Here is a 12,396-nt window from a genome sequence, read left to right on the forward strand (position 1 = left end):
AGCCCGGCCACGCACAGGCCCACCGCCACAGCCGCGCCGGCCAGCCGGGTTGTCATCTGCGTCACGACGATGCCTCCCTCAGCGCCCGCTGAACCCGTTCTCGCGCAACCGTTCCACGAGCTGGGTGCGCGAGCGCACGCCGAGTTTGCGGTAGGCGCTGGACAGGTGCATCTCCACGGTTTTGGCTGAGATGTAGAGCACCGCGGCGATTTCATTGTTGGTCATGCCCGCGGCTGCGTGCTCGGCGACCTGGCGTTCGGTCTCGGTGAGCTCGCCGCCGGCGGCGCGCCGTTCCAGCCGGTGCAGCTCGCGTTGGGCGTGGCCTGCCCACAGCGGGCTACCCAGCTCCTCGAAGACGGCCGCGGCGGCGTTGAGGGCGGCGCGCGCCGGCTGGGTGCGCCGCCGGCGGCGCTGCAGCTGGCCCACCAGCAGCTGGGTGCGCGCCCGCTCGAAGGCGCAGCCGTTCCACACGTCGGTCAGCTCGCTCCACGCCTCTTTGAGCCGCCCGGTCCATGCCCAGTTCAGGGCGCGGATCGGTTTGGGCCGCAACATGATCGGCGTGATCGGATCGACGTGCACCGCCCGGGGGTGAATTCGCCCAGCGCTCGGAGTGGGCAGTCGCCTCGGCCTTGACCCGGACAACGGTGTTGCGGCCTTGATACGCCGGGGAATTCCCAACAGCAGGGTGTCCCGTCGACTGGCGAGCGTGCGCCCAGAGAATCCCGGGGCGCGAAATGGCGATCTGTGTGCACGCTCGGTGCGTGGTCGGGGGTGTGTGCAACCCACCCCCTATCCTTGGCCCAATGTACACCCCGTCCTGGGAATCGGTGGCCACCCACCCGCTGCCGGGCTGGTATGACGACGCCAAGCTGGGGGTGTTCCTGCACTGGGGTCTGTACTCGGTGCCCGGCTGGGCACCGCAGCTGCCCGACATCCAGGAGCTGCTCAAGGACCGCGGCCCGGCGCAGATGCTGCGGGAGAACCCGTATGCCGAGTGGTATCTGAACAGCAGCCGGCTGCAGGGCAGCCCCACCTGGGTCCATCAGCGCCAGACCTACGGGCCCGACGCGGACTACGACGACTTCATCGCCACCTTCGACGCCGGCACCGCCGGGGCCGACATGGCCGCCATCGCCGCGGTGTGCCGCGACGCCGGGGCGGGCTATGTGGTGCTGACCACCAAGCACCACGACGGGTTCTGCCTGTGGCCCAGCGCCTATGAGCACCCGCGCAAGGGCCGCTACCACGCCCGGCGCGACATCGTCGGGGACCTGCGCGCCGCGGTGCTCGACGCCGGCATGCGCATGGGCCTGTACTACTCCGGGGGCTATGACTGGCCCTACAACGACGCGCTGCTGAGCAACCCGGCTGATGTTTTCCTGGCCGTGCCGCACACCCCCGACTACGTCGCCTACGCCAGCGCGCACGTGCGCGAACTCATCGAGCGCTACCGGCCCTCGGTGCTGTGGAACGACATCTGCTGGCCCGCCGGGGGGGATCTGCCGGCGCTGTTCGCCGACTATTACAACGCCGTGCCCGACGGGGTGATCAACGACCGCTGGATCGAGCCGACCGTGCACCGCGGGGCGGTCACCGACGCCCTCGCGCGGCTGGGCGGCACTGCGCTGCAACGGTTCTGGGCACTCATCCCCGACCGCTACAAGAGCCTGACCTTCCCGGCGGAGAACCACTACGACATCCGCACCCCGGAGTACGCCTCCTTCGAGGAGGTGCAGGACAAGAAGTTCGAGTCCACCCGCGGGGTCGGGCACTCCTTCGGCGCCAACCGCAACGAGCGCCCCGAGGACATCGTCACCGCGACCGAACTGGTGCGCTCCTTCGCCGACATCGTCGCCAAGAACGGCAACCTGCTCATCGGCATCGGCCCCGACGAATACGGTCGCTTGCCCGACGAACAGCTCACCCCGCTGCGCGGGCTGGGCGCCTGGCTGCGCGTCAACGGCGAGGCGATCTATCGCACCCGGCCCTGGGAGCGGGCCGAGGCCACCACCACCGCCGGGGCCGCGGTGCGCTTCACCCGCGGCGAGGACGCGGTCCACGCGATCATGCTCGACGTGCCCGAGCGCGAATTCGCCCTCCGCGGTGTGGATGCCTCCGGGGTCGGGGAGGTGCGTCTGCTGGGCCTCGACGAGCCGCTGGACTGGCGGGTGGAGGAGGGGACGCTCAGCGTGCGCCTACCCGAACGGTTGCCGGTGTCCCCGGCGCACGTGCTGGCCATCGGCCCGGGCCTGCGCCCGGCCCGCGGCTGATCGGCTCAGCCGCGCCCCGCTGGCATAACTACCAGCCGAATCCCATGCCGAATCCGTACCCGCCGTATCCGCCGTATCCCTCGCCCAGCATGCCGGGAGACGCGGTGATCTGGGAGTTGCCGGCCTCAGCGCAGTCGGTGGCGCTCCCGCTGATGATGTTTCCGCCCTCCTGCTCGCAACTGGGCAGCAGCGGGTTGTTGGGTCCGCCGCCGCCGTCGGGATCGGCGGCGGCCGTCGGTGCGACGAGCAGGGCGGCTGCGGTGCCGATGCTGAAGGCGAGAAGAGCCAGGAACTGTCGCGTTCGGTTCATGTGATCGTTTCCCTGCGTCGATGTGGTCAAACTCGTGGGTTTGCCTCGATTCTACCGAGTCGGTTCCGCCCTCGCGAGTGGAAGGTCTCTGCCCTAAGGTGATAGGCGGATCGCGGATCACGACACCAGGGAGTCCCATGACACTCATCTTCTCGGCGCGTCGCACGGTGGCAGCAGTTGCGGGCTCCGGCGCCCTTCTTCTCGGCCTGGCCGCACCGGCGGTCGCCTACCCCGGTCCGGGTTGTTCCGCCGGTGACATCGCCGCGGTGGAGGGCCAGGTGGCGACCGCCATGGCCGCCTACCTGTTCACCCACCCCGACGTGAACAACGTCTTCACCAGCGTGGACGGGCTGAGCCGTTCCGACGCGCAGAGTCAGATCCAGGGTTATCTGGCTGCCAACCCGCAGACCCAGGCCGAAATCAACGCCATCCGCGGGCCGGCCTTCGCTCTGCGCGACCGCTGCAACATCCCCGACGAGCACCTGCACCTGGGCGTGCTCTGATCGGAGGATCGCCGCACCGGCCCTGCCCCGCGCAGGGCCGGACTCGTGTGTGATGTCCTCGGTGTGTTCCTGCGGGCCGTCGGCGTCCACTCACCACTGCACCGGCAGCTCGACGAGCCCGGCCCCCAGCGCCTCGGAGTTGATCGTCAGCGACCCGAGCGGCGCGGTCATCCGCAGCGTGGGGAAGCGCGGAATCAGTTGGGAGAACACCGTATTGAGCTCCAGACGGGCCAGCGGCGCTCCCAGGCAGTACCTGGCGCCGTAGCCGAAGGACAGGTGCGGCGCGCCGCGGCGGGCGAAGTCCACGGCGTCGGGATCGGGGAACGCCGACGGGTCGTGGTTGGCCGAGCCCGGGTCGAGCAGCACCAGCTCACCCTCGCCGATGGTGACCCCGGCGACGTCGATGTCCGCGCGCGCGTAGCGCGGGATGCCCACCCCGCCGACCAGGCAGGCCCGCAGCAGCTCCTCGTCGGCCGCGGGGATCAGCGCGGGCTCGGCGCACAGCTGCTCCCAGCGGGAGCGGTTGCTGAGCAACTGCACCGCCTGCAGCCAGATCTGCACGACGGTGGTCTCATACCCGGCGAAGAGCAGGAACATCGTCAGCGCGGCGATCTCCACGTCGGCGAGGTCCTCGTGGACGCACAGCCGCGAGATCACGTCGTCGCCGGGATGGGCGCGTTTGGCCGCGACCAGCCCGACGCCGTAGTCCACCAGCGCGGCCAGCCCCTGCCCGGACTGCCCCGGGTCGGGGTCGAAGGCGGCGGCGTCCACCCACACCCGGAAGCGGTCGCGCTCGTCGTAGGGCACCCCGAGCAACTCGCAGATCACCAGCACCGGCAGCGGCAGGGCGAGCGCGGCGTGCAGGTCGGCGGGCGGGCCGTGGCGCTCCAGCGCGTCGAGCAGCCCGGTGGTCAGCGCCTGCACCCGGGGCTGCAACTCGCGCAGGTGGCGCGGGGAGAAGTGCGGCTGCAGCAGCGATCGCATCCGCTGGTGGCCGGCGGGCTCGTCGTCGAAGTCGCCGATCGGCCCGCCGAACAGCGCCGAGGCCCGGCTGCGCGGAGCGGTCTGCGGCGTGCAGTGCGAACGGCCCAGCCGCTCGTCGTCCATCAGCGCGCGCACCTCGGCGTACCCGGTGACCAGCCACGCCTCGTCGCCGACGGGGGTGCGCACCCGGTGGATCGGCCCGGCCCCGCGCAGCGCCAGCAGCTGCGGCCCGGCGTGCAGCGGGTCGGGCTGGGGGAACGGCAGGTGCGGGGTCATCAGCGCAAAACTACTGAAACCCCGCGCCGCCCGCGCCGTGTTTGCTGGGCCGGCGGGCGGTGTTATTTTCGTAGCAGGGGTTCTGCGGGGTGAAAGGAGCAGCGCGATGAAGCTTCTGCTGCCGCATCAGCTGCTCGAGCACAAGGTGCGGTCGGACTTCGACCGCGACGTGCGCGGCCGCTTCTTCCGGGGCCTGGAGTTCGCCGGACCGGCCGGGGACCCGGGCTGGTTCGGGCCGCGCAGCGCGGTGTGGCACGTGCACGCGCACACCTCGGCGCTGATCTTCGGGCTGCAGTGCGCGGCGTTCATGGAGCGGCTGGACCCCAGCATCTACTGGATGGGCTCGGATCACTCGCGGGTGGTCGAGCGCGCCGAGGACGGCACCCCGACCGGGCGCTTCGACTTGGAGGGCGCCCAGGTCCGGCTGGGCCACTCGGTGGCGTTCTTCATCGGCACCGCCTACGGGTCCACCGACACCGCCGAGAAGCTCGCGCAGATCGTGCGCTCCATGCACCACACCATCAAGGGTGTGCGCCCCGACGGGCTGGCCTACGACGCCGACGACCCGGACTGGTTGCGCTGGAACTACGCCACCGTGGTGTGGGGCATCGCCACCGCCCACGAGATGTATCACCCCGCCCCGGTGGAGGACATCGACCGCTACTACGGCGAGTTCGTGCGGGTCGGCCACGCCCTGGGCGGCACCGACCTGCCCGCCACCAAGGCCGACACCCTGGACTGCCTGAAGTCCTACCTGCCGCGGCTGGCGCTGACCCACGGCGCGGCGATGACCACCGGCGCGGCGCTGATGGACAACCCCGACGCACCGGTGGCGGTCAAGTTCTTCGACTGGGCCATCCGCGACGCGATGCCCGACTGGGCCGCCGAGATGGTGTTCTACCGCCCGCCGCACCCGGTGGAACGCGCCGCGCGTCGCGCCGCCACGTGGGCGGCCCTCAACACCACCCAGGCCGCGATGGGTCCGCTGCGCGAGTTCCGCCAGGCCCGCCGCCGGGTGGCCGGCGGCACCGCCGTCGCGCACACCGACCCGGCCTACGTCGCCGGCAGCGACCCGGTGCGCAGCCGCGAGGCCGTCGAGCGCGCGCTGTAGCGCCACGGCGACACTCCGGCCGCGGCGGGGGACTGCTGTGATCTTCGCCTGTGACCTACGCCTCTTTGCCGCGGGCCGCCGCGGTGGGTCTCAGCACCTGACCCGGGGCGCACCCCGTTTGACCTGCTCAGGGCCGCGCGAGCGGGGTTGAGGCGCTGCGGTGAGGGCACCGGCTGCGCTCGCTGCCGGCGTTGGGGGTCGGCCGATCCCGCTAGAATAGGAGTGTCCGGCGCTAAGGCCGACTAGATTTTTCCCGATTACCCAATTACCGGGTCGTGACGGGGCAGAGCTGCTCACACCGCTGCATCGGTGGACCGGCTGCGCCGTTCGCCCGACGGAGGTGAATACCGCCATGGCGTACACCCAAGGTGCCGCCACCCTGGCCGAAAGGCCGACCGATTCGCTGTGGATGGCCGCGCTGCCCACCGCGATCCGCGACCTGCTTCCGGCGCGGCCCGTGGCCGTCCCGGCCGTGCGTCCCGCCACCGGTCGGCTCACCGCGCTGCCCGGGGCGATCACCGACATGACCGTCAGCGCCGACGGCCGCCACCTGGTGGCCGCGCACCGCGCCGCCGACGCGGTCTCGATCCTCGACGTCGCGACGCTCACCCCGCGCGCCACCGTCGAGGTCGCCGAGCCCGGCGTGGTGGCCGTGGCCGACCGCGCGTATGTCAGCTCCGCCTGCGTCGAGGGCGACCAGGTGATCGCCGTCGACCTCCCGTCCGGTGCCGTGCTGGGCGCCCGCGAGGTCGGGCTGAGTGTGGCCGGCATGGCCGTCAGCCCCGGCGGGGAGCTGCTGTACCTGGCCCGCCGCGGCGAGGAGCGCTCCGACATCGCCGTCGTCGACGTCGAGAGCGGTGCCCTCACCACCATCCCGGTGTCCCGCGCGGCCGACGCGAGCCTGGACGCGCTGCGCATCGACGCCGAGGGGTCGCGACTGTACGGCGCGCTGCGCACCCCGTGCGCCGGGCTGCTGCTCGGGGTCGACCCGCACGCCGAGCGGGTGGCCAACACCGTGACGTTGGGTGCCTCGATCGGTGACATCGCCGTGCACCGCGACGGCCGGCGGATCTTCGCCACCGGCTGGAAGAGCGGGCTGGGCGGGGTGCTCACCGTCGCCGACTCGGCCACCGGCCGGGTCATCGACACGGTCGCCGCCGGCGGGCTGTCGCTGCAGCTGGTGCTCGGCTCGGACCGGGTGTATCTGGCCGGCGACGACCGGGTGGTCGTCCTCGACGCCGACACCCGCCGGGTCCTCGACCGCATCGACATCGGCGCGCCGGTGTCCTGCGTGGCGCTCAGCGCCGACCGCAGCTGCCTCTACGTCGCCGGCTACGACGGCACCCTGACCGCGCTCGCGGCCTGACCGGGTCCTAGCGCGCGGAGCAGTCCAGCGACACCGAGATGGTCCGGCTGGTCACCGCCGGCACCAGGAAGTTGCCGTCGGCGCTGCCCAGCCCCGGACCCACGAAGGGCACCCACTGGGTGACCGTCTGCGGGTTGCGCACGCTGAGCACCTGACACTTGGACAGCGGGCCGGTGCCGATCTTGTCGAGGGTCACCACGTAGCCCTGCTGCTGGAGCTTGCTGATGGTGTCCTGCGCGGACTCCTCGGCGTGAGCCGGCCCGGCCGGCCCGGCCAGGATCGCGCCGGCCGCGGCCAGCGCCGTTGCCGCCCGTGCCGCCCAGGTTCGCACCGTCATACCCCTGCTATCGCCGGGACCCACCCGATCGTTGCGCGGCGCGTGCGGGGATACCATTCGCCCAGGTTGGCACATCCGGTCCTGGCGAGTGGAGGCGGTCCCCGTGCAGAGCACCATGCAGAACCCCCCGTTGACGATCGCGGCGATCCTGCGCTACGCCACCGAGGTGCACGCCGAGCGCACCGTGACCACCGCCACCGGCGACGGGTTCCGCTCGGCGACCTACCGCGAGCTGGGCCGCCAGGCCGCGCGGCTGGCGCACGCGCTGCGCGGGCTGGGTATCGACTCCGACCAGCGGGTCGCCACCTTCATGTGGAACAACCAGGAGCACCTGGAGGCCTACGTCGCGGTGCCCTCGATGGGGGCGGTGCTGCACACCCTCAACATCCGGCTGTTCCCCGAGCAAATCGAGTTCGTCGCCTACGAGGCCGAGGACCAGGTGCTCATCGCCGACCTGTCGCTGACCCCGGTGCTCGCCCCGGTGCTGCCCAAACTGGAGACCGTGCACACCGTGATCGCCGTCGGCGCCGGCGACCTCGCCCCGCTGGAGGCCTCCGGCAAGCGGGTGCTGCGCTACCACGAGATCACCGCCGGCCAGCCCGACACCTTCGAGTGGCCCGACGTCGACGAGAACTCCGCTGCGGCAATGTGTTACACCAGCGGCACCACCGGCCACCCCAAGGGCGTGGTGTACGCCCACCGGTCGAGCTACCTGCACTCGATGGCGGTGTGCGCCGGCAACGGGATGGGGCTGAGCTTCGCCGACAAGGCGCTGCCGGTGGTGCCGATGTTCCACGCCAACGCGTGGGGTCTGCCCTACGCGGCGCTGATGGCCGGCGCGGATCTGGTGCTGCCGGACCGCTTCATGGACCCCGCCTCACTGGTGCGGCTGATCGAGACCCAGCGCCCGACGGTGGCCGGGGCGGTGCCGACCATCTGGAACGACCTGATGACCTACCTGGACCGCGAGCCGGGCCACGACATCTCCTCGCTGCGGCTGGTGGTGTGCGGGGGATCGGCGGTGCCGGTGTCGCTGATGCAAGTCTTCGAGCAGCGCTACGGCGTGCAGATCTGCCAGCTGTGGGGGATGACCGAGACCTCGCCGATGGCGACGGTCGCCCGCCCGGCGCCGGGCACCCCGCCGGAGCGCGAGTGGGAGGTCCGCGCCACCCAGGGCCGGGCGATGTGCGGGGTGGAGACCCGCATCGTCGACGACCACGGCGGGGTGCTGCCGCACGACAACGTCGCGGTCGGCGAGCTGGAGGTCCGCGGGCCGTGGATCACCGGGTCCTACTACCGCAACACCGACCCGTCGAAGTTCGCCTCGGCCTGGCTGCGCACCGGCGACGTGGGCCGCATCGACCCGCAGGGCTACATCACGCTCACCGACCGGGCCAAGGACGTCATCAAGTCCGGCGGGGAGTGGATCTCCTCGGTGGAGCTGGAGAACCACCTCATCGCCCACCCGCTGGTGCGCGAGGCCGCCGTGGTGGGCGTGCCCGACCCGCGCTGGCAGGAGCGGCCGCTGGCGGTAGTGGTGCCGCACGAGGGGGCCGGCGTCACCCCGGCGCAGCTGCGCGACTATCTGGCCGAGAAGGTCGTCAAGTGGTGGCTGCCCGAGCGGTGGGCCTTCATCGAGGAGATCCCGCGCACCAGCGTCGGCAAGTACGACAAGAAAACCATCCGCGCCCGCCACGCCGACGGCGCCTACGAGGTGGTCACCCTCTCGGGCGAGCCGCCCCAACCCACCCCGCACGCAGGGCGTGTCGGGGTCGTTGGCGTCTGCTCGCGGGGGGAACGGGAGGGGCGCTCAGCGCTCGGCGCGCTGGTAGGCGGTGACCACGGCGGCCCCGCCGAGGCCGATGTTGTGCTGCAGCGCGGCGCTCACCGCGGGCACCTGGCGGGCGTCGGCGTCACCGCGCAGCTGCCAGGTCAGCTCCGCGCACTGGGCCAGCCCGGTCGCCCCCAGCGGGTGGCCTTTGGAGATCAGCCCGCCGGAGGGGTTGACCACCCAGCGCCCGCCGTAGGTCGTGTCCTCGTCGTCGATGAGCTTGGGCGCCTCACCCTCACCGCACAGCCCGAGCGCCTCGTAGAGCAGCAGCTCGTTGGCCGAGAAGCAGTCGTGCAACTCGATCACCTGGAAATCGGCCGGGCCGAGCCCGCTCTGGTCGTACACCTTCCGGGCAGCTTGCACGTTCATGTCGTAGCCGATGATGTTCTTCGCCGAGCCGTCGAAGGTGGAGGCGAAGTCGGTGGTCATCGCCTGGCCGACGATCTGCACCGCGCGGCCGGCCAGCCCGCGCGATTCCACGAACGCCTCCGAGGCCAGCACCGCCGCCGCCGACCCGTCCGAGGTCGGCGAGCACTGCAGCTTGGTCAGCGGGTCGGAGATCATCTTCGCCGCCAGGATGTCCTCGAGGCTGTACTCCTCCTGGAACTGCGCGTAGGGATTGTTCACCGAGTGCTTGTGGTTCTTGTAGCCGATCTTCGCGAAGTGCTCGGCGGTCGCGCCGTAGGTGCGCATGTACTCCCGCCCGGCCGCACCGAACATCCACGGGGCGACCGGGAAGGCCAGCTCGTCGATCTCGGCGAGCGCTTTGATGTGGCGGCGCAGCGGGGACTCGCGGTCCTCGGCCCCGCCGCCGAGCGAGCCGGGCGCCATCTTCTCGAACCCCAGCGCCAGCACGCAGTCGGCCAGCCCGCCGCGGATGGCCTGCGCGGCCTGGTACAGCGCGGTGGACCCGGTCGAGCAGTTGTTGTTGACGTTGACGACCGGGATGCCGGTCATGCCCAGTTCGTAGAGCGCGCGCTGCCCGCAGGTGGAATCCCCGGCGACGTAGCCCACGAAGCCCTGCTCGACGTCGGTGTAGTCCACCCCGGCATCGGCGAGCGCGTTGGTGCCCGACTCGCGTGCCATGTCCGGGTAATCCCAGCCCTCGCGGCGGCCGGGCTTCTCGAACTTGGTCATCCCGACCCCGACGACGAAAACGTTGTTACCCATCACAGACCTTCCGTACCCCTTCAGGGCCGTCGCATGACGGCGCCGGATCCGACCTCGGCCAGCCGCGGCACCCCGAGTTGGCGCAGGGTGTCGGCCACCTCGTCGCAGAGCAGGGTGAGCATACGCTCGACCCCGGCCTGCCCACCGGCAGCCAGCGCCCACAGGACGGGACGACCGATCAGCACGGCCGCGGCTCCCAGAGCCTTCGCCTTGACCGCGTCGGTGCCGCTGCGGATACCCCCGTCCACCAACACCACGCCGGCGTCGCCGACCGCGTCGACCACACCGGTGAGCACGTCGGCGGTGCCCGGTTCGCCGTCGAGTTGGCGCCCGCCGTGGTTGGACACGATGACCCCGGCGGCCCCGACGCTCAGCGCGGCGCGCGCGTCGTCGGGATGGGTGACCCCCTTGGGCAGGACGGGCAACTCGCTCAGGCCGGCCAACCACTCGATGTCCGACCAGGTCAGCGATTGGTCGAACTGTGCGCTGAAGGCCCGCAGGGCCGAACCCGACGCGGCCAGGTCGGGATCCAGCGTGTGCATGACGTTGGCCATCTGCATACCCGGCGGCAGGGCGAACCGGTTGCGCTGGTCGGCGTACCGGATGCCCACGGTCGGGGTGTCGACGGTGGGCACCAGCGCGGTGTATCCGGCCGCCACGGCCCGGTCCACCAGTTCGCGGGTCAGGCCCCGGTCGGCGAACACGTAGAGCTGGAACCACCGCGGCACACCGGTCGCCGCGACGTCCTCCAGCGACATCGTCGCCAACGTCGAGGCGACCATCACCGTGCCGGCCGCGGCCGCGGCCCGCGCCGTGGCGACCTCGCCCCCGGGGTCGGCCAGCCGGTGGAAGGCGGTCGGTCCGACGATGACCGGGAACGTCAGCCGGTGGCCGAGCACGGTCGCGCTCGTGTCGATGTCGGCGACGCCGACCAGGTTGCGGCGGCGGAACACCCAGTGATTCCAGGCCCGTTCGTTCTCGGCGAGGGTCGACTCGCGCAGCGCCCCCGAGCGGTAGTAGTCGTAGGTCATCGGATCCAGCCGGGCTCGGGCCACCCGGAGGAAGTCGTCGTAGCAGACCAGCTGCGCAAGATCGGGTGCGCCATCGGGTGCACTGCTCACCGGGCCGAAACTACCCTCTGGCGGATCCATGAGCGGCTTACTCTGACGGTGTGACACTTCGAGTGGTGCAGTGGGCCACCGGGTCGGTCGGCCGGGCCGCGATCAAAGCCGTGCTCGAGCATCCTGACCTGGAACTGGCCGGGTGCTGGGTGCACGCGAAAGCCAAGGCGGGCAAAGACGTCGGGGAGCTCGTCGGCACCGGTCCGCTGGGGGTCAGCGCCACCGGCAGCATCGAGGAGATCCTCGCGCTGGACGCCGACGCGGTGGTCTACGCCCCGCTGCTGCCCAACGCCGAGGAGGTGGCGGCGCTGCTGCGGTCGGGCAAGAACGTGGTCAGCCCGCTGGGCTGGTTCTACCCGTCGGCGGCGGAGGCCGCACCACTGGAGGCCGCCGCCCGGGAGGGCAACGCCACCCTGCACGGCGCGGGCATCGGACCGGGGGCGGCCACCGAACTGTTCCCGCTGCTGCTGTCGGTGATGTCCACCGGTATCACCCACGTGCGCGCCGAGGAGTTCTCCGATCTGCGCACCTACGGCGCCCCCGACGTGCTGCGCCACGTGATGGGGTTCGGGGGCACCCCGGAGAACGCGCTGCGCGGGCCGATGCAGAAACTGCTCGACGGCGGGTTCTTCCAATCGGTGCGACTGGTCGTCGACCGGCTCGGCTTCGCCGCCGACCCGATGATCCGCACCAGCCAGCAGGTGGCGGTGGCCGCCGCGCCGATCGACTCGCCGATCGGGGTGATCGCCCCCGGCGAGGTGGCCGCGCGGCGGTTCTGCTGGGACGCGGTGGTCACCAACACGGTGGTGGTGCGGGTCGCGGTCAACTGGCTGATGGGCGAGGAGAACCTCGACCCGCCGTGGTCGTTCGGCCCGGCCGGCGAACGCTACGAGATGGAGGTGCGCGGCAACCCCAGCACCTTCGTCACCGTCAAGGGCTGGCAGCCCGAGAGCGTCGAGGAAGGATTGCAGAGCAACCCGGGCATCGTGGCCACCGCCGCGCACTGCGTCAACGCCATCCCGGCCACCTGCGCGGCCGAGCCGGGGATCAAGGGGTTCTTCGACCTGCCGCCGCTGACCGGGCGGGCCGCCCCACTGCTGTCGCGCCCGAGCTGAGC

General features: G+C 71.6%; 11 protein-coding genes and 1 pseudogene. 6 read left to right on the forward strand and 6 right to left on the reverse strand.

Translation table 11 applies throughout. From position 1 onward, the window contains the following. Positions 1–78 precede the first annotated feature (78 nt). Positions 79–579 (reverse strand): response regulator transcription factor, encoded by a 501-nt coding sequence (locus tag ACKOB8_RS08620; protein WP_526376796.1) that lies wholly within the window; start codon positions 577–579, stop codon positions 79–81. Between the two features lie 224 nt (positions 580–803). Here ACKOB8_RS08620 and ACKOB8_RS08625 point away from each other — a divergent pair, with 224 nt between their 5' ends. Beyond that, complete coding sequence (locus tag ACKOB8_RS08625; protein WP_526376797.1) at positions 804–2,270, forward strand: alpha-L-fucosidase; 1,467 nt, start codon at positions 804–806, stop codon at positions 2,268–2,270. 28 nt (positions 2,271–2,298) lie between these two features. Here the strand turns inward: ACKOB8_RS08625 and ACKOB8_RS08630 are convergent, their stop codons facing one another. Further along, positions 2,299–2,580, reverse strand: coding sequence for a hypothetical protein (locus ACKOB8_RS08630; RefSeq protein WP_526376798.1), 282 nt, complete (start codon positions 2,578–2,580; stop codon positions 2,299–2,301). Between the two features lie 137 nt (positions 2,581–2,717). Between ACKOB8_RS08630 and ACKOB8_RS08635 the strand changes: the two genes are divergently transcribed. Then, positions 2,718–3,083: a hemophore-related protein gene (locus ACKOB8_RS08635; RefSeq protein WP_526376799.1), complete on the forward strand. Its 366-nt coding sequence runs from the start codon at positions 2,718–2,720 to the stop codon at positions 3,081–3,083. Between the two features lie 90 nt (positions 3,084–3,173). Here the strand turns inward: ACKOB8_RS08635 and ACKOB8_RS08640 are convergent, their stop codons facing one another. Continuing rightward, positions 3,174–4,343 (reverse strand): cytochrome P450, encoded by a 1,170-nt coding sequence (locus tag ACKOB8_RS08640; RefSeq protein ID WP_526376800.1) that lies wholly within the window; start codon positions 4,341–4,343, stop codon positions 3,174–3,176. 106 nt (positions 4,344–4,449) lie between these two features. On the opposite strand from ACKOB8_RS08640, the gene ACKOB8_RS08645 reads away from it, so the two are divergent. Beyond that, entirely contained in the window at positions 4,450–5,454 is a 1,005-nt protein-coding gene (locus ACKOB8_RS08645; RefSeq protein ID WP_526376801.1) for an oxygenase MpaB family protein, read from the forward strand. Between the two features lie 352 nt (positions 5,455–5,806). Next, the gene (locus tag ACKOB8_RS08650; protein WP_526376802.1) at positions 5,807–6,820 is read left to right on the forward strand and encodes a YncE family protein; all 1,014 of its coding nucleotides are present in this window, start codon (positions 5,807–5,809) and stop codon (positions 6,818–6,820) included. A gap of 7 nt (positions 6,821–6,827) precedes the next feature. Here ACKOB8_RS08650 and ACKOB8_RS08655 read toward each other — a convergent pair whose 3' ends face one another. Continuing rightward, the gene (locus ACKOB8_RS08655; RefSeq protein ID WP_526376803.1) at positions 6,828–7,214 is read right to left on the reverse strand and encodes a hypothetical protein; all 387 of its coding nucleotides are present in this window, start codon (positions 7,212–7,214) and stop codon (positions 6,828–6,830) included. Positions 7,215–7,260: 46 nt separating this feature from the next. On the opposite strand from ACKOB8_RS08655, the pseudogene ACKOB8_RS08660 reads away from it, so the two are divergent. Further along, a pseudogene (locus ACKOB8_RS08660) lies at positions 7,261–8,889 on the forward strand (long-chain fatty acid--CoA ligase); the annotation flags it as partial. Between the two features lie 78 nt (positions 8,890–8,967). Here ACKOB8_RS08660 and ACKOB8_RS08665 read toward each other — a convergent pair. Next, positions 8,968–10,158, reverse strand: a complete 1,191-nt coding sequence (locus ACKOB8_RS08665) for a thiolase family protein (RefSeq protein ID WP_526376804.1) — start codon at positions 10,156–10,158, stop codon at positions 8,968–8,970. 20 nt (positions 10,159–10,178) lie between these two features. Next, complete coding sequence (locus tag ACKOB8_RS08670) at positions 10,179–11,279, reverse strand: alpha-hydroxy acid oxidase (RefSeq protein ID WP_526376805.1); 1,101 nt, start codon at positions 11,277–11,279, stop codon at positions 10,179–10,181. A 50-nt stretch (positions 11,280–11,329) separates the two neighbouring features. On the opposite strand from ACKOB8_RS08670, the gene ACKOB8_RS08675 reads away from it, so the two are divergent. Next, positions 11,330–12,394, forward strand: a complete 1,065-nt coding sequence (locus ACKOB8_RS08675; protein ID WP_526376806.1) for an NAD(P)H-dependent amine dehydrogenase family protein — start codon at positions 11,330–11,332, stop codon at positions 12,392–12,394. The last annotated feature ends 2 nt before the right edge of the window (positions 12,395–12,396 follow it).

The sequence above is a fragment of the Mycobacterium sp. genome (genome assembly GCF_046091765.1).
Taxonomy (GTDB): domain Bacteria; phylum Actinomycetota; class Actinomycetes; order Mycobacteriales; family Mycobacteriaceae; genus Mycobacterium.